The organism is Marinimicrobium agarilyticum DSM 16975, assembly GCF_000423345.1.
Taxonomy (GTDB): domain Bacteria; phylum Pseudomonadota; class Gammaproteobacteria; order Pseudomonadales; family Cellvibrionaceae; genus Marinimicrobium; species Marinimicrobium agarilyticum.
Genome location: NZ_AUHU01000004.1, coordinates 61,221 through 83,856, shown reverse-complemented (window position 1 = coordinate 83,856; position 22,636 = coordinate 61,221). Strand labels below are relative to the sequence as shown.

Genomic DNA, 22,636 nt, shown 5'->3' with positions numbered 1-22,636 from the left:
TCCGACACATCGGACCGACGTTGCCCTACACGCCTCATCACCAGAACGTGAAATGAATCTCAAGGCGAACGGCCAGTTTAGTCTTCTTCCAAAAAACGATATTTCCCACCCCTCAGGTCGGCAGTCCGTCAGAAGATCTCATGTGTTCCCGCAGGTTGGAGAGGACTCTCTTTCTTCATAGTTGACCCCTACAGAGAGCAGGCGCACGGTAAGGGGTGGCTGATCCATGAGGAGCGAATGGAACTCGCAACTGATTGACTATTCGCAGGCAGACCGCTGAAACAGTATTCTCGTTTTGCAGCCTACTGAACCGATGGGAGGAATCCTTTTTGCTTCAAGGAATACCGCTTATGTATTGTCGCTACCTGCTCGTTGCTTTGACCGTTTTGTTCTCCTCGGCTTGCACCTCATCAGAGCCCACCAGCCAATTTGATGGCCTTTGTAAAATTAGCGATGAAAGCATTTTTTAGTGAACTGCAGTCATCAAAGTAAAAAATCCAGTAAATTCAATGGGTTATTGTTATTCTCGCAGACATTTCCCTTTGGGTGGATGACGGCATCCATCCTTTCAAATGCGGCCGAACGCTGCCCCCTCGATTTAATCATGATGGCAGGTGGCGCGCTTCGCGCTTACCTGCCCTACGCCAATAGCCTTTTACCTCGGCCGCAGAGCACCTGCCTGTAAAGACAGTTAACATAGGTTAAGGAATGCCCGCAATACTGGCACAGGGGGCCGGATTCAGTGTATAACTGCGTTTGCCGGTCTTTGGCTGGCCTTCGGTACGACGTCGATAATGACCTGGATACGGGATAGCCGTGATGCCGCACCATGATCAACCACAGACAGCGAACCCGGGTAGCGCGAGCCTGATGCGCGTGCGTCAGCTGTCGTCGATGGCGGGACGCGACCTCGTTGGACGGCCGACCCACCCCATAAACGTCAAACGTCGTCCCTTCTTTACCGATCCTCCCGCGCCTCTCCAATAACCGTCTACACTGTTCAAAAAATGACCTCACCCCCGGCCTGTCGTCGAGCCGGGTGAGATGGACGACTCCCCTAAGGTGTGAGAGACCTTATGACTTTGTTACTGATTGTTTTACTGCCCCTGTTCGGGGCGCTGGTGCCGCTGGCTACAGAGCGCTACGGCCGCAACATCTGCGCCTGGTCCGCCTGCATTGCGCCCCTCATTTCATTGGGGTTGCTGATCAGCCACCTGCCGCGGGTGCTGGCGGGGGAAACGCTGCGTTACCACCGGGAATGGCTGCCGAGCCTGGGGCTGGACCTGAGCCTTCGCCTGGACGGGCTCGGGTTGATGTTTGCCCTGCTGATTACCGGCATCGGCCTGCTGGTGTTGCTGTACGCCCGCTATTACCTCTCCAGTAAGGATTCCCTGGGCAAGCTCTACGCGCTGCTTCAGATCTTTATGCTGGCGATGCTCGGCATTGTTCTGTCCGACAATATCCTGCTGATGTTGGTGTTCTGGGAGTTGACCAGCCTGAGCTCGTTCCTGCTGATCGGCTACTGGTCTCACCAGAGCGCGGCGCGCAAGGGCGCCCGAATGGCGTTGGCCATTACCGGCGCCGGCGGTCTCTGTCTGCTCGCGGGCGCCCTGCTGCTGGGCCATATCGTGGGCAGCTTCAACCTGGGCGATATTCTCGCCGCCGGTGATCAGATCCGTGCCCACAGCCTCTACCCGATCACCCTGATTCTGGTGTTGCTGGGGGCGTTTACCAAGTCCGCCCAGTTCCCGTTCCATTTCTGGCTGCCCCACGCCATGTCCGCGCCCACGCCGGTCTCCGCTTACCTGCACTCGGCCACCATGGTGAAGGCCGGGGTTTTCCTACTCGCGCGGCTGTACCCGGCGCTGGCGGGCACCGAGATGTGGTTCTTCCTGGTCAGCTTTACCGGGCTGGCGACCATGGTCTATGCCGCCTACACCGCGCTGTTCAAACACGACCTCAAGGGGCTGCTGGCCTATTCCACCATCAGTCACCTGGGGCTGATCACGCTGCTGTTCGGCTTCAGCACCGAGCTGGCCGCGGCGGCGGCGGTGTTCCATATCATCAACCACGCCACTTTCAAGGCCTCGCTGTTCATGGCGGCCGGGATTATCGACCACGAGACCGGCACCCGGGACATGCGCAAGCTCAACGGCCTCTGGAAGTACATGCCCTATACGGCGTTATTGGCCATGGTGGCATCGGCGGCCATGGCGGGGGTACCACTGCTGAATGGCTTCCTCAGCAAAGAGATGTTCTTCGCCGAAAGCCTGCATCTGGAATACATGGGCGCTTGGGGCTGGGTTATGCCGGTGCTGGCCACCCTCGGGGCGCTGTTCTCCGTCGCCTACTCCTGGCGTTTTATTCACGACGTGTTCTTTAATGGCGAACCGGTGGACCTGCCCAAGTACCCACCCCACGAACCGCCGCGCTTTATGAAAGTGCCGGTGGAAATGCTGGTGGTGCTGTGCCTGCTGGTGGGCATTTTCCCGCACTTTACCGTGGAACCGTTTATGCACGCGGCGGCGAGCGCCGTGCTGGGCCACGAAATGCCGGAATACCATCTGGCGCTCTGGCACGGGTTCAACCTGCCGCTGTTGATGAGCGGCATCGCCCTGGCGGGCGGCCTGCTGCTGTACAGCCAGCGCAAGGGGCTGTTCGCTTTTTACGAGAGGAAGTTTCGCAGCGACGAGAAGTTGGTGTTCGAAGCGCGGGTTCAGCGCAGCGTACGCCTCGCCCAGTGGGTCACCGACCGGCTGGAGAACGGCTCCCTGCAACGCTACATGGCCCTGTTCGTGGGGTCGGCGCTGGTGGTCGGCACCGTCGGTATGTGGCCTTTGGCCGAGTGGACCGGCTCCCGGGCACTGACTCCCGTGGACCCGGTCAGTCTGATCGCCGCCGGGCTGCTGATTGTCGGCTCCTTCGGCACGGTGCTGATTCACCACAACCGGTTCGCGGCACTATTGCTGCTGAGTGTGGTGGGGCTGGTGGTCTCGCTCACCTTTATCCGGTTCTCGGCCCCCGATCTGGCACTGACCCAGATCTCCGTGGAGGCAGTGACCATTGTGCTGCTGATGCTGGCGCTCTACTTCCTGCCCCAGCTCACACCCAACGAGTCGGGCCCCAAGCGGGTGGTTCGGGATGTGGCCCTGTCGGGTGCAGCCGGCGCCGGGGTGGGCCTGCTTTGCTGGACGGTGTTGACCCGCCCGTTTACGTCCATCTCCGACTACTTCCTGGAGAATAGCGTCAGCGGAGGCGGTGGCTCCAACGTGGTGAACGTGATTCTGGTGGACTTCCGCGGCTTTGATACCCTGGGTGAAATCACGGTCCTGGCGCTGGCCGCGGTCGGCATCTATGCCATGCTCCACGGTCTGAAACTGCCTCTGCCTAACGCCGATGGCGAAGGCCGGCGCTGGGCCCAAGACCCGCATCCGCCTATCCTTTCGGTCATGACCCGTATTCTGCTGCCCTTGGCGATTATGGTCTCCCTCTACATATTCCTGCGCGGTCACAATATGCCCGGCGGCGGCTTTATCGCCGGCCTGATCACCAGTGTGGCATTGATTCTGCAATACATCTCCACCGGCACCGAGTGGATGCAGCAGCGCCTGCGCTGGAACTACCGCAAAGTGGCGGCTTCGGGGGTGATGATCGCCACCCTCACCGGGCTGGCCAGCTGGCTGTTCGGCTACCCCTTCCTGACGTCCACTTTCACGCACGTGCACTGGCCCGTGGTGGGAGACTTCGAACTGGCCTCCGCCATGGCGTTTGATGTCGGGGTGTACGTCACGGTGGTCGGTGCCACCATGCTGATTCTGGCGCATCTGGGCCGTCTGGCCCAGAGCACCCACGAGCCGCCCGCGACCAACGAAAAAGGGGAGAAGATTTAATGGAGCTGTTAATTTCCATCATGATCGCGGTCATGACCGCCTGCGGGATCTACCTGATGCTCCGCGGCCGCACCTTTCCCGTGATTGTCGGACTCACATTATTTACCTATGCGGTCAACCTGTTCATCTTCGTCATGGGACGGCTCAAGGCAGGCGCGCCGCCGATCATCGGCACCGGCGAGAGCTATACCGACCCACTGCCCCAGGCTCTGGTGCTGACGGCCATCGTGATCAGTTTCGCCATGACCGCCTTCGTGCTGGTACTGGCGCTGCGTGCCCGGGCGGAACTGGGGAACGACCATGTCGACGGCGCCCCCGTGAATGAGCGGGAGGACAGCCGCATATGATGCACCTGATTGCGTTACCGGTATTGCTGCCACTGATTACCGGGCTTTTGCTGCTGCTGATGGCCGGCCGGAAAAACTTCGCCCTTAACCGCGCCATCAGCCTGATCGGCGCCGGGCTATTGGTGCTGGTGGCCGTGCTGCTGTTCTACACCGCCAGCAGCGGCGTCATTCAAGTTTACGCCATGGGGGACTGGGCGCCGCCGTTCGGCATTGTGCTGGTGCTGGATCGCTTGAGCGCCTTTATGGTGCTGGTCACCAGTGTGCTGGCGTTCTTCAGCATCTGGTACGCCGCCAGCACCATGGACCACCCCGCTTACAACCTCAACGGCCTGATGCACTTGCTGCTGATGGGGATCAACGGCGCGTTTCTGACCGGCGACCTGTTCAACCTGTTTGTCTGCTTCGAGGTGCTGCTGCTCGCCTCATACGCGCTGTTGATTCAGGGAGACGGGCCCGACCGCGCCAAGGCCGCCCTGCACTACGTGGTGCTGAACCTGGCCGGCTCCAGCCTGTTCCTGATTGCCGTGGCAACCCTGTACGGGATCACCGGAACGCTCAACATGGCGGACATGGCGGTCAAGGTAGCCCAGCTGTCCGAAGAGGAGGCCCCCATCGTCGGAGCGGCCGCCTTGCTGTTCCTGGTGGTGTTCGGCCTCAAAGCGGCGGCGGTGCCGCTGTACTTCTGGCTCCCCCGGGCCTACAGCGCTGCCAGCGCACCGGTGGCCGCAATGTTCGCGATCATGACCAAAATCGGTGTCTACGCCATCGCCCGCATGTATACGCTGATCTTTGGTGATCAGGCCGGGCACCTGGCCAATCTGGTTCAGCCCTGGCTCTGGCCATTGGCACTGGTCACCCTGACTCTGGGCTTTATCGGGGTGCTGGCCGGTCGAACGTTACGCATGCAGGTGTCCTACCTGGTGATCGTTTCCGTGGGCACGCTGCTGGCCGGTCTCGCGATTGATACCGAAGCCTCGCTAAGTGCCACTTTCTACTACCTGGCTCACTCCACCTGGGTGTGTGGCGCACTGTACCTGATCGTGGACCTGATCCGTCGCCAGCGTGAGGACGGCAGTGACGAGCTCAAGAGCGGGCCGGCCCTGCCACAGGCCACCACTCTGGGCATCCTGTTTTTCGTGGCCGCCCTGAGCGTGGCGGGCATGCCGCCCCTGAGCGGCTTTGTCGGCAAGGTACTGCTGCTGAATGCGGTAGGGACCGGCTACGAGGCCATCTGGCTCTGGAGCCTGGTTCTGCTCAGCGGGCTCGCCGCCATTACAGCCCTGAGTCGCAGTGGCAGCACCTTTTTCTGGCGCACCTCCGGGGGCATGGCCCACACCGCCAAAGCTCGAGCCTGGCCTTTGGCAGCCGCCATTGGACTTCTGACCACCACTCCGGCACTGGCCCTGTGGGGAGAGCCCATTATTGCTTACACCGACGCCATGGCTGAGCAGTTACTCAACCCAGAGCATTACATTCAAAGCGTCCTGCGGCACACGACGGTAGGAGGTTAGACCATGAATACCACTACAACTCCCCGGCGCCCCAGACGACTGCTGCCGCACCCGGTCCTCAGCCTCTTTATGCTGGCGCTCTGGCTGCTTCTGGCCAACCAGATCAGCGGCGGTCATTTGGTGCTGGGCGCCCTGCTGGCCTGGTTTATCCCCTTTGTCACCCAGTCCTTCTGGCCCCAGGAAATGACTCTGGGACGCCCCTGGGTCGCCCTGAAGTTTGTCTTCCTGGTGCTGTGGGATATCGTCATCGCCAATGTCATTGTCGCGAAATGGATTCTCGGTTCCCCGAAAAAACTCAAGCCGGCGTTTATGAAAATCCCCCTGGACCTGGAGCAGGACTTTTCCATCACCGTCCTGGCCAGCACCATTTCCCTGACGCCGGGCACGGTCTCAGCGGATTTGAGCCCGGATAGCCGGTATTTGCTGGTCCATACACTGCATACCGAGGACCCCGCCGAAACCGTGGCCACCATCAAGCAGCGCTACGAAGCCCCGCTGAAGGAGATTTTCGAATGCTCGACATCGTAACTCAGGTCGCCATGCTGATGGTCAGCCTCGCGCTGGTACTGAACCTCTGGCGGCTGCTGCGCGGCCCATCACTGCCCGACCGCATCCTCGCGCTGGACACCATGTACATCAACTCCATTGCCCTGCTGGTGCTCTATGGGCTGTCACAGGCATCAATGCTGTATTTTGAAGCTGCGCTACTGATTGCACTGATGGGCTTTGTGGGCACCGTGGCGCTGTCGAAGTACCTGTTGCGCGGCGACATCATCGAATAGGAGTGAGACCGTGGAAGAAACCAGTTGGTTGGAATGGCTTATTAGCGCACTGCTTCTCATCGGGGCGGCGTTCGCATTGATCGGCTCCTTGGGGCTGGCGCGCCTGCCGGACTTTTTTATGCGCCTGCATGGCCCCACCAAGGCGACCACGCTGGGCGTGGGCAGCATTATCGTCGCCTCCATGGTCTTTTTCAGTACCCGGGGGGAGGGCCTGAGCCTGCACGAGCTGCTGATTGCGCTGTTTCTGTTCATTACCGCGCCGGTCAGCGCCCATATCGTGGCCAAGGCGGCTCTGCATGTGCGCCTGCCCTACCGGAAAGACACCCAAAACTGGGATCGGGACAGTTGACATATGGGCGCAAATCGGCATAATGTCGCGTCCTTGATTCCGGCTTCCGAGAGATGAGCGGCCGGACGACCGAATTTCAGTCTGATTACGTAACAGGAGCTCCACGGTGGCAAATACACCTCAATCCAAAAAGCGCGCTCGCCAGAACGAAAAGGCCCGCAAGCACAACGCCAGCCTGCGCTCCATGACGCGCACCTACATCAAAAATGTGGTCAAGGCTATTGACAGCGGTAATCAGGAAGCGGCCAAGACCGCTTACGTCGCCGCCGTTCCGGTCATTGACCGTATGGCCGATAAAGGCCTGCTGCACAAGAACAAGGCCGCTCGCCATAAGAGCCGCCTGAATGGCCGCATCAAGGCCATGGCGTCTTAATCGACGAAAACGTGCTACCTCCCGAGGCCAGTTGAACGGCCTCCGCAAAAAGACCGGCCTCGACGCCGGTTTTTTGTGTCTCGCTTGCACTCCTTCACCTGTCTTTAAAACACCATCGAATTGACACAATTCTGCCAGAATCATCGTATACGGTGGCAGTGTGTTAATTCAGGTGTGAAGGAGAGGGAGAGCAACCATGTTACCTCGTGAACATTATCTCAAGCAGCCGTTTCAAGACCGGGAGCACTTTCCCGCGGGCTTTGAGCACGCTGGCCGGCTATCGAGCAGCCAGGCCCGGCTGATCCGCAAGCACGGCGCCCTGATCATCGCTCTGGGCCGAGGCGAGGTGTCCGACCCCACCGACGAGGATCGCCACCTGCTGAAAGTGATCGCCAGGCAGGCTGCCCCGAAAAACCCCATCGAGCAAGCCTGGCTCAAGTACCTCGCGCTCACCGAAAAAATGGCCGAACTGCGCAAAAGCGCCTAAAGATAATCCGTGGATTGACGCAGCGCGACCTCAAACCCCAGGTCGCGCCGTTTTTGCTCAGGCGCTGTGCCCGACAGCGCCGCCACCACCATCTCCGCCGCCAACACCCCCATCTCATACCGGGGTACCGAGACACTGCTCAGGGAGGGGTTGGTAAAGGCGGACACCTCAAAGTCATTGAAGCCGCAGAGACCCAACTCCGAAGGTACGGAAATGCCCATGCGCTGACTTTCAAACAGGGCGCCAAGGGCAAGATCGTCATTACAGCAAAAAACCGCATCCAGCACTTCGCCCGACTGCTCCATAAGCTTCCTGAAGAGGGTTCCACCCAGCTCGATCGAGGAGGGATGGTCCGTGGTCATCACAAAATTCTTCCAGAAGCGCCCGCGCTCTTCCAGTACGGACTGAAAACCGGCCAGGCGCTGCTTCACGCGCGTGTCCATTCTCGCCCCGATAAACCCGAGCTGACCGTAACCAGCGCCCAGCAAACGCTCCGCCACCGCCTGGCCGGCCTGATAGTGGGAAATCCCCACGTTCATATCCAGCGGCTCTTCCAGCAGGTCCATCATCTGGACAATGGGCATTTTGGCTTTCAACAACAGGCGTTCGCAGGCACGGGTCTGCTCGCCGCCGGTGAGTATCATGGCCTCGGGGGCCTGGCTGAGAAGGGTACGCACCATGCGCTCTTCCTCCAGCGGAGAATAGTGGGTGTCCACCATCACCACTTTGTAGCCCGAGGTGCCGGCCACATCATAGATGCCGCGCAACACGTCGGTGTAAACCACGTTCGAGAGCGAGGGGATCGCCACACCGATGACCTTCGAGCGGGCGGATGCCAGGGAACTGGCGGACTGGTTGGGAATGTATCCGAGCATATCAATTGCCTCCTGCACGGCCTGTCGCGTCGTCGGCGACACTTTATTAGGATGATTTATGACCCTGGAAACGGTGATACCACTGACGCCCGCCGCCCTGGCCACGTCGGTCAGCGTGACGTTGTCATGGTGTTTTTTGCGAGCCCGGGTAGTCACCGTAATACTCCTTTCGAAAAACGTGGAGATTATCACAGCCTTTATGTTTGCGCTAACATTATAAAGGCGTTAGGCTTGCAGCCTGATTCTGCATAGACTGGCGGTATGATTGTCACGGCACCCGCCAGCCGTCGCGTTGCACAGGAGCATTCACCGTGTCCAAGCTGTTTATTCTGATGGGCGTTTCAGGCGCCGGAAAGTCCACGGTGGCCGCCGCTCTGGCCGAACATTTTGGCTATCGGTACCTGGATGCCGACGATTTCCACAGCGATTCGGCCAAGGCCCATATGGCCGCGGGCCACCCGCTGACCGACGACATGCGCGCTCCCTGGATCGAACGCATGTGTACCCACCTCAGAGGCCGCGCGGCGCGGGGGGAGGATTGTGTTCTGGCCTTTTCCGGCCTAAAACGCCACCACCGCGAGCCCCTGCGCCATTGCGACATGGATACCCACTTTCTCTTTCTCGATGGCAATGCGGAGACCATCGCCCAGCGCATGAGCAGCCGCGAAGGCCACTTTATGCCGCCCTCCCTGCTCGACAGCCAGTTCAATGCCCTGGAACGCCCGGGCGCCGACGAGCCCGATGTCGTCCCCATCGATATTCGACCGCCGGTCAGAGACGTTCTGGAGCGGGCTTACCGCGCCGTGCGCGCCATTGAGGGAGCCAACCGCTAGCGCACCCCCACTTCCGCAAACCCCCAGCGACAGGAGATAATAAAAAATGTCTGCCACCTACCTGCTCTCCATCACCGTAATCAGTATCGCGGTGCTGCTGTTTTTGATCATGGCGCTGCGCCTGCAGGCGTTCATCGCCCTGCTGCTGGTCAGCATGGGGGTTGCCATCGCGGCGGGCATACCGCTGCCAGAGGTGGCGGGGGTTATCCAGGAGGGGATGGGCGGCACCCTGGGCTATATCGCCATCGTTATCGGGCTGGGCACCATGATCGGGGAAATTCTCCAGGTCTCGGGCGGCGCCCGCCAAATCGCCAATACCCTGACCCGAAAGGCCGGCCCGGAACGCGCGCCCTGGGCGCTGATGACCCTGGGGCTGATCGTGGCCATCCCCGTGTTCTTCGAAGTGGCGCTGATCCTGTTTATTCCGCTGGTCTACAGCCTGGCCAAACGCACCGGCAAATCCCTATTGTTCTATGGCCTGCCCCTGGTAGCGGGCATCGCCGTGGCCCACTCCTTCATTCCGCCCACGCCCGGACCGGTGGCGGTCGCCTCGCTCCTGGGCGCCGACCTCGGCTGGGTCATACTGGTGGGCCTGATCGCCGGCATTCCCGCCGCCATCCTCGGCGGCATCGTCTTCGGCCGCTACATCGGCAACCGCATTCACACGGTCATGCCCGATACCGCCCACGTCAAAGAAGACGCCGACAGCGACCGTCCCCTGCCCGGCTTCGCACTGGTGATCAGCATCATCCTGGTGCCGTTGATCATGATCCTGCTCAACACCGCCACCAAAACCTGGCTACCGGAAGGCCACGGCTTCGCCCAGTTGATGGCATTCGTCGGCCACCCCTTCACTGCCCTGCTGGTCGCCTGCCTGCTCTCTTTCTACTTCCTCGGCACTCGCATGGGCTTCAGCCGCGATGAGATCCAGCGGGTCGCCACCCGCTCCATGGAGCCGGTGGGGATGATCATCCTGCTCACCGGCGCCGGCGGCGTGTTCGGCAAGGTCCTGATCACCGCCGGCGTGGGCGACGCCCTGGTGGACGCCATGGCCGCCTCCAACCTGCCGGTGGTGCTGTTCGCATTCCTGATCGCCACGGTGGTACGCGTTTCCCAAGGCTCCGCCACGGTATCCATGGTCACCAGCGCCGGCCTGGTCGCTCCTATCGTGGAGGCGGGCAGCTATTCGGATGGCGTCGTGGCCTGCGTCACCATTGCCATCGCCTGCGGCGCGACGGTTCTCTCTCACGTAAACGATTCGGGCTTCTGGCTGGTCAAGCAGTTTATGGGGCTCACCGAACGCCAAACCCTCGCCTCCTGGACAGTCCTGGAAACCATCCTCGGCGTCGTTGGGCTGATCGTTGTGATGGTATTGAGCACTCTGCTGTAGCTTCGAATAATGCTTGGGGAGGGGCGTAGGGTAGACCGGTTGGAAACCCGCCGTGAATACATCCCTGTAGGCTTCTCATCGGCATCCATGCCTCAGAGAGTTTCCAACCGGTCTACCCTACGCCCTGTCACGCTCACTGGAACATAGAAAGCAGCGCGAGAAGTGGAATTACTACGCCCGATCGATGGATTGCGGTTGTCGTTTGGCACTGAGGGCCTCGACGGTGTATACCTGTCGGGGACTCTCTGAGGCATGGATGCCGATGAGAAGCCCCCATGGATGGGTTCACGGCGGGTCCCCGACAGGTATACACCGTCGAGGCCCGGACCCGGATCACAATGCACCTCAACCTTACCGGTATAAATCTTGCAACAGCTACATTAGTAAAGAGAGCCCGCACCCATACCGAAGAGAGAGCCCAGTCTATGACCACCGACTTCCTGTCACTGCCCGAACTCAAAAACAAACTCGGCGCTCTGCTCAACTACCTCTACCCCCACGACAACACCGAAACACTCACCGAACAGTGCCTCGAAGCCATAGGCCCGCGCCTCAACCGCGCCATCGTTCCCCCCGAACAACTCTGGTCCGAACAGGATAGCCTGCTCATCACCTACGGCAACTCCATCCGGACCCCCAACCAAAAACCCCTGGACACCCTGGAGCAATTCCTCCACAAACGCCTCCAGGACACCTTCAGCGCCGTACACATACTGCCCTTCTTCCCCCACAGCTCCGACGGCGGCTTCTCCGTCATCGACTACACCCAGGTTGATGCCGAACTCGGAGAGTGGGAAGACATCGAAGCGCTTGCGCAAGATTTCAAATTCATGGGTGACCTGGTCATCAACCACGTCTCCAGCCACAGCAACTGGTTCAAAAACTACCAGTACGGCAAAGACCCGGGCCGGGACTATTTCGTCGAAGCCAGCCCCCACTACGATCTCTCCATGGTCGTGCGACCCCGCACCAGCCCGCTGCTCCGAACCGTGGAAACCAACGAAGGGCTGAAACACGTCTGGTGTACCTTCAGTCACGACCAGGTCGATGTGGACTTTCGCAACCCCAAAGTGTTGCTGGAATACCTGCGTATCATTGGCCTGTATCTGGATAAGGGAATCCAGTGGCTGCGCCTGGACGCGGTCGCGTTTCTGTGGAAAGAAATCGGCACCTCCTGCATCCACTTGCCGCAGACCCACGAGGTCATCAAACTCGTGCGGCTGTTGATGGAATACAAAAATGCCCACGCGATTCTGATCAGCGAAACCAATGTGCCCAACCGGGAAAACCTGACTTACTTCGGCAACAGCAACGAAGCGCACATGATCTACAATTTCAGCTTCCCGCCGCTGGTCATTCACGCCCTGCTTTCCGGAACCTGCCATTACCTCAAGGGCTGGCTGATGAGCATGCCGCCTTCGCCCATGGGCTGTGCCTATCTGAATTTCATTGCCTCTCACGACGGTATCGGGTTACGTCCGGCCGAGGGACTGCTATCGGACGAGGAACTCACCACCTTCCTGAGCACACTGCAATCGTTCGGCGGACGTATTTCCAGCCGCACGGACCAGGAGGGCAACAGCAAACCCTACGAAGCCAACATCAGTCTGTTCGACGCGTTCAAAGGAACCTATCAGGGAACGGATCGTTGGCAGGAAGCGCGGTTGCTGTGCTCGCAGATCATCATGCTGGCTCTGGAGGGAATTCCTGCGTTTTACCTTCATACCTTGTTTGCCACCCCGAATGACCTGGACAAACTGGAGGCCACTCAGCATAACCGCTCCATCAATCGGAAAAACTGGCATTTGGGGGAATTGGAAGAATTGCTGGACGATCCGGAAACGCCGCAATATCGAATTTTCCGGGAGCTGAAGCGGTTGATCAGTCTGCGCTGCGCGCAACCGGCGTTCCATCCGAACGCCACGCAGTTTACGTTGCATCTGCAAGAGGAAGTGTTTGGTTTCTGGCGGCAGAGCCTGCGCCGGACCCAGAGCATTTTCTGCCTGAACAACCTGAGCGACCGGCCCCAGGACGTGAGCCTGACCAGCATCAATCTGATCAGCACGGATAACTGGCGGGACCTGATCAGTGGCGAGCCCGTCACGGAGTTGTACGGGACTATGACCTTGGCGCCGTATCAGTGTGTTTGGCTGACCAATTATGAGAAGAAGCTTTAAAGGCGGGTTTGGTGGATGGCGGCCTTCGACCCGATTACCGATCGGGGGCCGGAGGGCCATCGCGTCATTTGTCGGGTGGCGCTTCGCTTACCCGACCTACGCGTTATTCGCCTGGTTCGCCCATAGCAAAGCTTGTGCGTAGGTCGGGTAAGCGCCAGCGCCACCCGACATAATTGTTTCTACTTACCGCTGTCTTTTTCCACGGCATCCAATAGTCGCTCGTAAACATCCGGCGCCGCGCTGACCACTCTCGACCAATTGGCCATAAACGGCCGTTCGGTCGGGTCACTCAAAAACTGCTCGCCTGCGCGCATGATGCACTTGGTGAATAGCTCCACGGTGTTTTCCTCCTGGTTGCGATCCAGCGTCATGCCATTGATGACTGCATCGTTGTGGTAGCGATCGATCAGATCCAGCGCCAAGCGATAGTAGCTCGCCTTTATGGTCCGAAACGCCTCCGGCGTGAACACCGTGCCCTTGATCGCCAACTTGCGAAAAAGTGACTTGGAAATGTCGGTACTCATCTTGGACAGCCCACCCTCGGGGTTGTCTTTCGACAGGTCCTGATGTTTGTGATCGTAGGCATCGGCAATGTCCACCTGACAGACGCGCTCGTCCGAGTAGCGCCGGTTCACCTCCGACAAAACCCCAATTTCCAACCCCCAGTCACTGGGAATCCGGATGGAACTGACCACGTCCATGATCATGGAAAATTCGCCCGCCAGCGGGTAGCGGAAGCTGTCGATGAACTCCAGGTAATCATCCCGGCCGAACACTTTTTCCAGCGCACGCACGAGCGGTGAGACCAGCAAACGGCTGACGCGACCGTTTAGCTTGCCGTTCGCCGCCCGGTAATAAAAACCCTTGCAGAAGGCATAGTTGAAGGTCGGGTGCACCACCGGATAAAACAGCTTGGCCACAATGTCCCGCTTGTAGGTCAGAATATCGCAGTCGTGCAGCGCCACCGCTTTGGCCCGGCCCGAGGCCAGCGCATAACCCAGGCAGTACCAGACGTTGCGGCCCTTGCCCAACTCATTGGGCGCCAAACCGTATTCATCCAGCATCTGGTCGATCGCTTTGAGCCGCGGCCCGTCGTTCCACAGAATGTGATGCCGCTGAGGGAGACGAGAGAAGAACTGCTTGGCGTGCTCGAACTCTTCTTCGGTCGCCCGATCCAGACCGATGATGATTTCATCCAGGTAGGTGACTTTACTCAACTCCTGGATAATGTTCTCCAGGGCGGGGCCCTGCAATTCCGAATACAGGCAGGGCAGCACCAGGCACATGGGTTTTTTGTCCCGCCATTCGTTCAGCTCGGCCTCCATGGCTTCCAGTGGACGATCGCCCAGGTTGTGCAACGTCGCAATACGGCCGTTCTGAAAAAAATCACTCATAGTCGTTGTCCTCGTTATCCGGTATCGCCTTTTATCAGCGGTCGATGAGTGTGAGGACCGCCTCGTTCCAGCCGGCGGCGCCCTCTTTTGGTGCAATGTGTGCCTTATTTAGTGCAGGATCCTCCAGGTGTGAGCCATCGCTGTGCGGAATAATCGCCGCTGCATCCACTTGTTTGAGCATGTCCAGGTCATTGGGGCTATCTCCCAGCGCAATACTGAACGGCGCTGCGCCGAAGTGGTGCTGATATCGATTCTGCAAGGAGCGTACCGCATCGCCCTTATCGCACTGTCCCATCACATGATAAAAACGCCCTCCTTTAACAATGCGCAGCTTGTGTTGCTTCAACTGATCCTGAAACGCCGTAAACGCCTCGGGGGTATCGCGCCAGACAACAGGCTCCGACGCCTTGCGCTCTCCGGCGAGCGCGGCCGCCTCCGGGCTCAGGCCGGTGTATTGCGCCACCTCATCCACGGTCATCCAGGCAAAGCCGGTAAAACGGTAGTCGGGCTTGAGCTCGTTGAGCACCGTGAGAATCTGCTCGCGCGGCAGCCCGCGGTAGTCGTAGTAGTACTGATCACTAATGGAACGCGGGTCCGCCTCAATGCCAAGGGAGGCCAACAACGGCTCGGGAATCAGGATCAGACTGCCGTTCTCGCACACCAACGGGTCGGTGTTGCCCAGCTCCCTCCGCAACGCCAGCATTTCCACATCGGTCTTGCTGGAGACCAACATCAGGGGAATTTTTCGTTCCCGCAGCGTCGCCAGAGCCGGTTTGGCGGCCGACCAGTCATAGTCGTGGTGGTTCAGGAGCGTGCCGTCCAGGTCGGTAAACACGATGATGGGTCGCTTCATAACTTGGTTCCTCTCAGGACGGAAATCCGCTCGACCCGGTGCGCCGGGTTCAGGGAAAGCACCAGATCGGCCCGTTCCGGCATTTCCGCGAGTATCCATCGGGTCAGACGTTCATAGTGGTCGATAAAGCGTCGTAACTGGGCCGAGGCCATGAGACCGGAGGTGTCCTCACCCTTGGCCTTCATTTTCCGGGCCAGCGCCTCCTCCTGCTCCGAGCGCCACTGATAAACCTGTTCAAAGGAAGGCGCCTTGAGCATCAGCAGATGGTCCATCTGGGAAAACAGCGCCTCATACCCTTTCAGCTGTTCGTTCACATAACGGCGCCAGCGCCCGTCTGGGTCTTCCGTGCGCTCCAGGTCGTTCATGGGCTCGGTCAGGGCCGTGTCCGGCTGGGCGCGCGCGCCCACGCACCAACCCTCGAATACCACCAAGTGGGGACGCCCCTGCCAGGGTTCCCACTGCTCCGGGGGGCGACGGTCGTCCCGCGCCTTGTCGAATCGGGGAATACTCAACTGGGTGGCCGAACCGGCTTCCGCCAGGTCCGACAGCAACTGCAGGCCGAGTTTCACATCGTGGGTGCCGGGCACACCTCGGGTCGCCAACAAGGGGTGGACCTCACCCGCCAGCTCCGCCCGTTCCTCCCGGGTCAGATAGAGGTCGTCTATGGACAGGCGACACACGCTGAACCCGCGTAACTCAAGCATATGGGCGATGACTTCGGCGGCCGTGGATTTGCCCGTGCCCTGGGCGCCGTTGATGCCCAGCACCATTGGTTGCTCGAGGGTCGGCAGCCGGCGCGCCAGCCGTTCAGTCAGGGGCCCATAGACACTGGCAAGGTGCCCGGTAATGTCTTCAGGCAATGACAGCTCAAGCGCCAGGGCCGGCAGGTCCACCGGCGCCTCTCGGCCGAATACGCCCCAATCCTCCAGCAGTGCCGTGGGCCACAGAGAGGGATCAGGAGACAGTTCATTCATGGTGAAAGTCCTTATTGGGTTGATCGCTTGCATGAGTCTTTCAACTCAGAGACTACTCTCAGTTCAGACACTAGCCTGAGCATAGCAGTGCAGGAATCAGGCCACCGTATCGAAAGCGGATATTGACCAATACCTGAGATTACTGTAATTTCAGTAATTACTGAAATTTCTGGAGTACCTCTCATGGTCGAACCGCTAACCCCTATGATCCAGTCCTGCGTGTTGCACTTTGGCGAAATGGGCAGCCGCTGGGGCATCAACCGCACGGTGGGCCAGATGTACGCCCTGCTGGTGCTGAGCGAGGAGCCCCTGTGCGCCGACCAGATTGCCGGGGCTCTGAGCTTCTCCCGTTCCAATGTCAGTATGGGACTCAAGGAACTACAATCCTGGGAGTTGGTCCGGCTGCAACATATACCGGGTGAGCGCAAAGAGTTCTATTCGGCGCCCGATGACGTCTGGGAGATCGCCAAGACCCTGATTGAGCAGCGTCGCAAGCGGGAAATCGACCCGACCCTGTCCACGCTGCGCGGGCTCTTGCTGGAGCAGCCCGCCAACCGCAAAGAGGAGTACGCCCAGGCGCGGATGCGCGACATGCATGAAATGATCGAAATGCTTACCCAGTGGACCGTGGAAATCCAGCGGCTCAACCAGAGCAACCTGAAGAGCCTGTTAAAGCTCGGCGGGAGTCTGGGTAAGGTATTGGATATGAAGGATCGGTTTTTGAAGTAGGTATTAGTGGCTTCGCACCAACGACCAGTTACGGCGGATACGCTGCGCTTATCCGCCGCCACCTGAACCAACGAGGTACCAACAATGGAAACCCTGTTGTTATCGCGCATCCAATTCGCCGCGAATATCAGCTTTCACATTCTGTTTCCCACCATCACCATCGCCCTGGCGTGGTTTCTGTTTTATTTCAAGGTTCAGCACAACCGCACCGGCGAGGAAGTCTGGATGCGGGCCTACCGGTTCTGGGTAAAGGTCTTTGCCTTGAGCTTCGCCCTGGGTGTGGTCAGCGGCATTACCATGTCGTTCCAGTTCGGGACCAATTGGCCCGGCTACATGGGCACCGTGGGCAACATCGCCGGACCGCTATTGGGGTACGAGGTGCTGACCGCCTTTTTTATGGAGGCGACGTTTCTCGGCATCATGCTGTTCGGGATCAACCGGGTGTCCAACCGGGTACACACCATCGCGACCTTTCTGGTGGCGGTCGGCACCAGTCTGTCGGCTTTTTGGATCCTGTCCCTGAACTCCTGGATGCACACCCCGACCGGCTTTGAAATGCGCGACGGCGTCGCTTTCCCCGTGGATTGGCTGGCCATCATTTTCAACCCCTCCATGCCTTACCGTCTCCTGCACATGATGGTGGCTTCCGGCCTGACTGCGGCCTTTCTGATGGCGGGGCTGTCGGCGTACCGGCTGCTCAAGGGAGACCACAAACCCGCCCCCCGGCTTACATTGAAAACCGCGGTTTACGCCGCGGCGCTGCTGATCCCGCTCCAGATCCTGCTGGGGGATCTCCACGGCCTGAACACATTAAAGCATCAGCCGGCAAAAGTGGCCGCCATGGAGGCACTCTGGGAGACCGAGAAAGGGGCGCCGCTGGTGTTGTTCGGCATTCCCGACGAGGAGCAGAAGCGCAACCACTTCGCCCTGGAAATTCCCGGCGGCGCCAGCTTTATCCTGACCCATGATTGGCAGGGAGAGGTGAAAGGCCTGAACGAATTCAAGGGGGAGCATCCACCGGTCGCGCCGGTATTCTGGGGGTTTCGCATCATGGTGGGGCTCGGCATGCTGATGCTGGCGGTGGCCTGGGTGGCCGGAACCATTCTCTGGCGGCATAACGCTTTACCGAACTGGATGCTGCGCGTTTTGGTCGGCATGAGTTTTTCCGGCTGGGTCGCCACCCTTGCCGGTTGGTACGTCACCGAAATCGGCCGACAACCTTACCTCGTGACGGGGCTACTGACCACCGAGGAGGCCGTCACTGCCGTGCCCCCGGGCAACGTCGGCATATCACTCGCCATTTACCTTACGCTGTACGCAGTGTTGCTGGTCGCCTACATCGCCACCTTGTTCCTGATAGCCCGCAAAGCGGTACAGGTTGATCGCAATGAAGAAGTGGAAACCCTGCAGGACCGCTACAACCCCATGAACACTAACGAAGGAGGAGCCTACTGATGGTGACCGGAGAAGCCTATTGGCTACCCTTTACTTTCTTGGCTTTGATGGGACTGGCGTTTTTGATCTACGCCATTCTCGATGGCTACGATCTCGGCGTTGGCATCCTGTTACCACGCGATTCCGAGGCGCAACGCGATACCATGATTGCCTCCATCGGCCCCTTCTGGGACGCGAATGAAACCTGGTTGGTGCTCGGGGTCGGCATCATTCTGATCGCCTTTCCCATGGCCCACAATGTGATTCTGTACCAGCTGTATATCCCCGTTACCTTCATGCTCGCTGGATTAATCCTGCGCGGGGTCGCGTTCGACTTTCGAGCCAAAGCGCCGGTGGACCACAAAGGCCGGTGGGACCTGGCGTTCTGGAGCGGCTCGCTTCTGGCGACGCTCTCCCAGGGCTATATGCTCGGGTTGTACGTCATGGGCTTTGAGGAATCAGTCGCGGCCTACGCCTTCGCCATTCTGAGCGCGGTGTGCGTGACCGCCGGCTACAGCCTCATCGGGGCCGCCTGGCTGGTGATGAAAACCGAGGGTGAGCTTCAGGCCCGCGCCGCGGTGTGGGCTCGCCGCTGCGCCTGGCTGATGGGACTCGGACTGGTGGCGGTGTCAGTGGTCAACCCGCTGATCAGCGAGCGGGTTTTCGACAAGTGGCTGGGCGGCGGTACGGCGCTGTTTCTGCTACTGATCCCAGCCCTGTGTTTTGTGCTGTTCCTGGTCAACGACCGATACCTGGCAAACTTTCCCTATGAAAATGACTTCGGGTGCTGGATTCCCTTCGCCAGCACCATCGGGCTCTTTGTATTGGCCTATTCCGCACTGGCCTACAGCTTCTTTCCCTACGTGGTACCGGAACAGCTGACGTTCTGGGAGGCCGCCAGCGCCCCCGAATCCCTCTGGTTTATCCTGATCGGGGTCATCATCGTTCTGCCGGCGATTATCCTCTATACCCTCTTTGCCTACCGGGTGTTCTGGGGCAAGGCCAGGGAGCTGAACTACTATTGAACCCACCCGCGGTTCCGTTCAGCGGGCGTAGCGCTTGACGTTACGCCCGCCGCTTTTTATTGTTGGCAGGCTGATAACACCTCATAAAAAACGAAAGGAAGAGAAACGGATGCAAGACGCACACGACCTCAAGTTGATGCTGGACTCGCGGGTACCGCTGGTGGTGATAGAAACCCACGAGGAAAACAAAACCATTACGCTGCTCCAAAGCGTCGCTCGCGATAAAAACCGGACGCTCTATCGCTGGTCGGTGACCGACGGGCTCACTCAACTGGGGTTCGGCCCGCAGTTGGTGCCCAACAAACGGGAGCATCAGGACCCGAGCGAAGTGCTTGAGCACATCAAGCAGGCGCAGACCCCGGGCATCTACCTCTTGTGTGATCTGCATCCCTATCTGACCGATCAACCCCACAACGTCCGCCTGCTGAAGGATATTGCACTGAACCACGGCCAGGTATCTCATGCCGTGATTCTGCTCAGCCACCGTCTGAACCTGCCCCCGGAAATCCGTCGGTACAGCGCCTCCTTCCGGCTGTCGCTGCCCAGCGACGAGCGCATTCTGGCGATCATCCGCGAGGAGGCCCGCCACTACGCCGAGCAGAACGGACAAAAGCGCATCAAAACCGACAACAAGACCCTGCGCCGCTTGATGGCCAACCTTCAGGGGCTGTCCACCAGCGACGTCCGCCGGTTGGTGCGCATCGCCATCTGGCAGGACGGCGCCATCACCGAGGAAGACCTTCCGGTGGTCAATGAAGCCAAGTTTGCCCTGCTGGATATGGGCGGGGTCATGAGTTACGAATACGAAACGGCGGACTTCTCCCAGGTGGCCGGGCTCGACAACCTGAAGCAGTGGCTGAACGCCCGGGCCAAAGCGTTCCACAGTCGCGACCCCGGGGTGGAACAACCGCGTGGCATTCTGTTACTGGGCGTTCAAGGTGGGGGCAAAAGTCTCGCCGCCAAAGCCGTGGCCGGCACCTGGAATTTGCCCCTGCTGCGCCTGGATGTGGGGGCGCTGTACAACAAATACCATGGGGAAACCGAGCGCAATTTGCGTGAGGCTCTGGCCATGGCCGACGCCATGGCACCCTGCGTGCTTTGGCTGGATGAAATCGAGAAAGGAATGGCTCAGGGCAACAGCGATGATGGCACCTCGCGGCGAATGCTGGGCACATTGCTGACCTGGATGGCGGAGCGGAAAAACTCGGTGTTTTTCACCGCCACCAGCAACGACATCAGTCAACTGCCACCGGAGCTGATCCGCAAAGGTCGGGTGGATGAAATCTTCTTTGTCGACCTGCCTGACAAGACGGTTCGCCAGGCAATTTTCGAGATCCACCTGCGCAAGCGCGAGCTGGACCCTGGCCTGTTTGAGCTGGCGCAATTAAGCGAGGCAAGCGAAGGGTTTTCCGGGGCGGAAATCGAGCAGGCCATTGTGGCGGCCCGCTACGGATCCGGTCGAGACGGCATCACGACCGAGTGTATTCTGAGGGAAATCGCCAACACCAGCCCTTTATCGGTGGTGATGGCGGAGAAGTTACAGCACCTGCGTCAGTGGGCGGCGGAGCGAACCATTCCGGCCTAACTCCCTGCGCCCGGCTGCTCACGCTTGTGAGGTTTCGCCCGGACGTAGAGCGTCCGGTGCACCCGGGCGACCAGCAGCCCGTGCTCGTCGACCACGTCAATCGCAAAATTTGGCAGGTATTTTTTGCCGTCGACCGTATGGGCGCGAATGCGCTCAAGCGTCGCCTCTTCGAGCACAAACACGGCTTTTACCGCGCCACGACCGGGCGCAATAAAATCGATGTGGGCGCTCTTGTCCCAGACGAAGTAATCCCGCCCCAGGTTGTACACCAGCATCAACATGTACCAGGGATCGGTCATCGCAAACAGACTCCCGCCGAATTGCGTGCCGACAAAATTTTTGTTGTAAAAGCGCAACTTCAAAGAGACTTCAATACGGCGAAAATCCGGACTGATATGCGTCGCCTTGATGCCGGTAAAAAACAGCGGCGGCCAGAAATTAACCAGCCGACGAACCCACTTCCAACTCATCATGGGCGCTCCCTCAGCTGTCCATCAAGACCAGGTTGTCCCGGTGCACCAGCTCGTCATCGTCTTTGTAGCCCAGCAGGTTGAGAATATCACTGCTGGGCCGGCCAATGATTTTCCGGGCTTCCTCGGCGTTGTAATTCACCAGCCCACGGGCCACTTCCTCGCCGGAGGCGGTGGTGCAGACCACCATATCGCCTCGGGTAAATTTACCTTTCACGGCCTTCACGCCCACGGGCAAGAGACTTTTGCCGCTGTTTCGAAGCACGTGCACGGCGCCCTCGTCCAGCACCAGCGTGCCACGGGTCTGAAGCTGGCCTGCAAGCCAGCGCTTGCGTGCTGCCTGGGGTTCCTGGGCCGCATGCAGTAATGTCCCCAGGGGCTCACCGGTTCGGGCCCGCACCAGCGCCCGTTCCGTGCGGCCTCCGAGAATCAGCGTGTCCGCGCCCGAACGGGCTGCCACCCGGGCCGCACGCACTTTGGTCAACATGCCGCCACGGCCCAGGGCGCCTCCACCTCCGGCCATGGCCTCCAGGGAAGGATCGTCCGCAGAGAGTTCGGGCAACAGCCTGGCGTTGGGGTTGGAGCGCGGATCACTGTCAAACATGCCCGCCTGGTCGGTCAGAATGACCAACAACTCGGCCTCAATCAGGTTGGCGACCAGCGCCCCCAGGGTGTCGTTGTCGCCGAAGCGGATTTCGTCGGTCACCACGGTATCGTTCTCATTCACCACCGGCACCACGCCCAGATCGAGCAGCGTACGCAGGGTCGAGCGGGCGTTGAGGTAGCGCTGGCGGGAAGACAGGTCGTCGTGGTCCAGCAATACCTGGGCGGTGTGCAGATTGAACGCCTGAAAGGCGGTTTCGTACGTTTGCACCAGCACCATTTGGCCCACGGCGGCGGCGGCCTGCAGCTGATGCACGGCGGTGGGCCGGCGATGCCAGCCCAGACGGGTCAGCCCGGCGGCCACCGCGCCAGAGGAAACCAGCACCAGCTCAATGCCTTCCTTGCGCAGCTCGGCCATCTGCGCGACCCAGTCATTAATGGCCGTCACATCCAGGCCACGCCCGTCGTTGGTCAGCAGGGAACTGCCAATTTTGACGACCCAACGCCGCGTGGTGGTTACCGAACTTCTGTCTGTCATGCTGAGCTGTTCCGCTG

21 protein-coding genes are annotated in these 22,636 nt (G+C 59.7%); 15 read left to right on the top strand and 6 right to left on the bottom strand.

Going from position 1 to position 22,636, the window contains the following annotated elements; genetic code table 11:
- The first annotated feature begins 1,076 nt into the window (after window positions 1–1,076).
- From G547_RS0103360 to maoP, 8 genes are all read left to right on the top strand, one after another.
- A complete protein-coding gene (locus G547_RS0103360) occupies window positions 1,077–3,890 on the top strand; it encodes a monovalent cation/H+ antiporter subunit A (protein WP_027328617.1) in 2,814 nt (937 codons plus the stop codon).
- A complete protein-coding gene (locus G547_RS0103355) occupies window positions 3,890–4,237 on the top strand; it encodes a Na+/H+ antiporter subunit C (RefSeq protein WP_027328616.1) in 348 nt (115 codons plus the stop codon). Before G547_RS0103360 ends, G547_RS0103355 begins: the two co-directional genes overlap by 1 nt.
- Window positions 4,234–5,748, top strand: coding sequence for a monovalent cation/H+ antiporter subunit D (locus tag G547_RS0103350; protein WP_027328615.1), 1,515 nt, complete (start codon window positions 4,234–4,236; stop codon window positions 5,746–5,748). Before G547_RS0103355 ends, G547_RS0103350 begins: the two co-directional genes overlap by 4 nt.
- Window positions 5,749–5,751: 3 nt before the next feature.
- The gene (locus tag G547_RS0103345) at window positions 5,752–6,276 is read left to right on the top strand and encodes a Na+/H+ antiporter subunit E (protein WP_027328614.1); all 525 of its coding nucleotides are present in this window, start codon (window positions 5,752–5,754) and stop codon (window positions 6,274–6,276) included.
- A complete protein-coding gene (locus G547_RS0103340; RefSeq protein WP_027328613.1) occupies window positions 6,261–6,530 on the top strand; it encodes a K+/H+ antiporter subunit F in 270 nt (89 codons plus the stop codon). Before G547_RS0103345 ends, G547_RS0103340 begins: the two co-directional genes overlap by 16 nt.
- Window positions 6,531–6,540: 10 nt before the next feature.
- Complete coding sequence (locus tag G547_RS0103335) at window positions 6,541–6,879, top strand: Na+/H+ antiporter subunit G (RefSeq protein ID WP_036186964.1); 339 nt, start codon at window positions 6,541–6,543, stop codon at window positions 6,877–6,879.
- A gap of 106 nt (window positions 6,880–6,985) precedes the next feature.
- Window positions 6,986–7,252: a 30S ribosomal protein S20 gene (rpsT, locus tag G547_RS0103330; protein ID WP_027328611.1), complete on the top strand. Its 267-nt coding sequence runs from the start codon at window positions 6,986–6,988 to the stop codon at window positions 7,250–7,252.
- A gap of 196 nt (window positions 7,253–7,448) precedes the next feature.
- Window positions 7,449–7,739 (top strand): DUF413 domain-containing protein, encoded by a 291-nt coding sequence (gene maoP, locus G547_RS19985; RefSeq protein WP_084645631.1) that lies wholly within the window; start codon window positions 7,449–7,451, stop codon window positions 7,737–7,739.
- Here maoP and G547_RS0103320 read toward each other — a convergent pair.
- On the bottom strand, window positions 7,736–8,770 hold the full coding sequence (locus G547_RS0103320; RefSeq protein ID WP_036186961.1) for a LacI family DNA-binding transcriptional regulator: 1,035 nt from the start codon (window positions 8,768–8,770) through the stop codon (window positions 7,736–7,738). The genes maoP and G547_RS0103320 overlap by 4 nt on opposite strands.
- A 155-nt stretch (window positions 8,771–8,925) precedes the next feature.
- Here G547_RS0103320 and G547_RS0103315 point away from each other — a divergent pair, with 155 nt between their 5' ends.
- The 3 genes from G547_RS0103315 (at window position 8,926) to G547_RS0103305 (ending at window position 13,014) form a co-directional block, all read left to right on the top strand.
- A complete protein-coding gene (locus tag G547_RS0103315) occupies window positions 8,926–9,447 on the top strand; it encodes a gluconokinase (RefSeq protein WP_027328609.1) in 522 nt (173 codons plus the stop codon).
- A gap of 46 nt (window positions 9,448–9,493) precedes the next feature.
- Window positions 9,494–10,837 (top strand): GntP family permease, encoded by a 1,344-nt coding sequence (locus tag G547_RS0103310; protein ID WP_027328608.1) that lies wholly within the window; start codon window positions 9,494–9,496, stop codon window positions 10,835–10,837.
- Between the two features lie 425 nt (window positions 10,838–11,262).
- Window positions 11,263–13,014: an alpha-amylase family glycosyl hydrolase gene (locus G547_RS0103305; RefSeq protein WP_211224487.1), complete on the top strand. Its 1,752-nt coding sequence runs from the start codon at window positions 11,263–11,265 to the stop codon at window positions 13,012–13,014.
- Between the two features lie 179 nt (window positions 13,015–13,193).
- Here G547_RS0103305 and G547_RS0103300 read toward each other — a convergent pair whose 3' ends face one another.
- The 3 genes from G547_RS0103300 to G547_RS19980 are packed head-to-tail and all read right to left on the bottom strand — an operon-like array spanning window position 13,194 to window position 16,235.
- Window positions 13,194–14,408, bottom strand: a complete 1,215-nt coding sequence (locus G547_RS0103300; protein WP_027328606.1) for a glycosyltransferase family protein — start codon at window positions 14,406–14,408, stop codon at window positions 13,194–13,196.
- Between the two features lie 34 nt (window positions 14,409–14,442).
- Window positions 14,443–15,261 (bottom strand): HAD-IIB family hydrolase, encoded by an 819-nt coding sequence (locus G547_RS0103295; protein ID WP_027328605.1) that lies wholly within the window; start codon window positions 15,259–15,261, stop codon window positions 14,443–14,445.
- The gene (locus tag G547_RS19980; protein WP_211224486.1) at window positions 15,258–16,235 is read right to left on the bottom strand and encodes a phosphoribulokinase; all 978 of its coding nucleotides are present in this window, start codon (window positions 16,233–16,235) and stop codon (window positions 15,258–15,260) included. Before G547_RS19980 ends, G547_RS0103295 begins: the two co-directional genes overlap by 4 nt.
- Window positions 16,236–16,418: 183 nt before the next feature.
- Between G547_RS19980 and G547_RS0103285 the strand changes: the two genes are divergently transcribed.
- The 4 genes from G547_RS0103285 to G547_RS0103270 all read left to right on the top strand — a co-directional run bounded on the left by G547_RS0103285 (window position 16,419) and on the right by G547_RS0103270 (window position 21,008).
- Window positions 16,419–16,964, top strand: a complete 546-nt coding sequence (locus tag G547_RS0103285) for a GbsR/MarR family transcriptional regulator (protein WP_027328604.1) — start codon at window positions 16,419–16,421, stop codon at window positions 16,962–16,964.
- An 84-nt stretch (window positions 16,965–17,048) separates the two neighbouring features.
- The gene (locus G547_RS0103280; RefSeq protein WP_036186957.1) at window positions 17,049–18,419 is read left to right on the top strand and encodes a cytochrome ubiquinol oxidase subunit I; all 1,371 of its coding nucleotides are present in this window, start codon (window positions 17,049–17,051) and stop codon (window positions 18,417–18,419) included.
- Complete coding sequence (locus tag G547_RS0103275) at window positions 18,419–19,423, top strand: cytochrome d ubiquinol oxidase subunit II (RefSeq protein WP_027328602.1); 1,005 nt, start codon at window positions 18,419–18,421, stop codon at window positions 19,421–19,423. The genes G547_RS0103280 and G547_RS0103275 overlap by 1 nt, the downstream gene beginning before the upstream one ends.
- Before the next feature lie 109 nt (window positions 19,424–19,532).
- Window positions 19,533–21,008, top strand: a complete 1,476-nt coding sequence (locus G547_RS0103270) for an AAA family ATPase (protein ID WP_027328601.1) — start codon at window positions 19,533–19,535, stop codon at window positions 21,006–21,008.
- Here G547_RS0103270 and G547_RS0103265 read toward each other — a convergent pair.
- A complete protein-coding gene (locus G547_RS0103265) occupies window positions 21,005–21,481 on the bottom strand; it encodes a DUF4442 domain-containing protein (RefSeq protein ID WP_157209773.1) in 477 nt (158 codons plus the stop codon). The genes G547_RS0103270 and G547_RS0103265 overlap by 4 nt on opposite strands.
- Before the next feature lie 10 nt (window positions 21,482–21,491).
- Complete coding sequence (proB, locus tag G547_RS0103260) at window positions 21,492–22,619, bottom strand: glutamate 5-kinase (protein WP_027328599.1); 1,128 nt, start codon at window positions 22,617–22,619, stop codon at window positions 21,492–21,494.
- Between the last annotated feature and the right edge of the window lie 17 nt (window positions 22,620–22,636).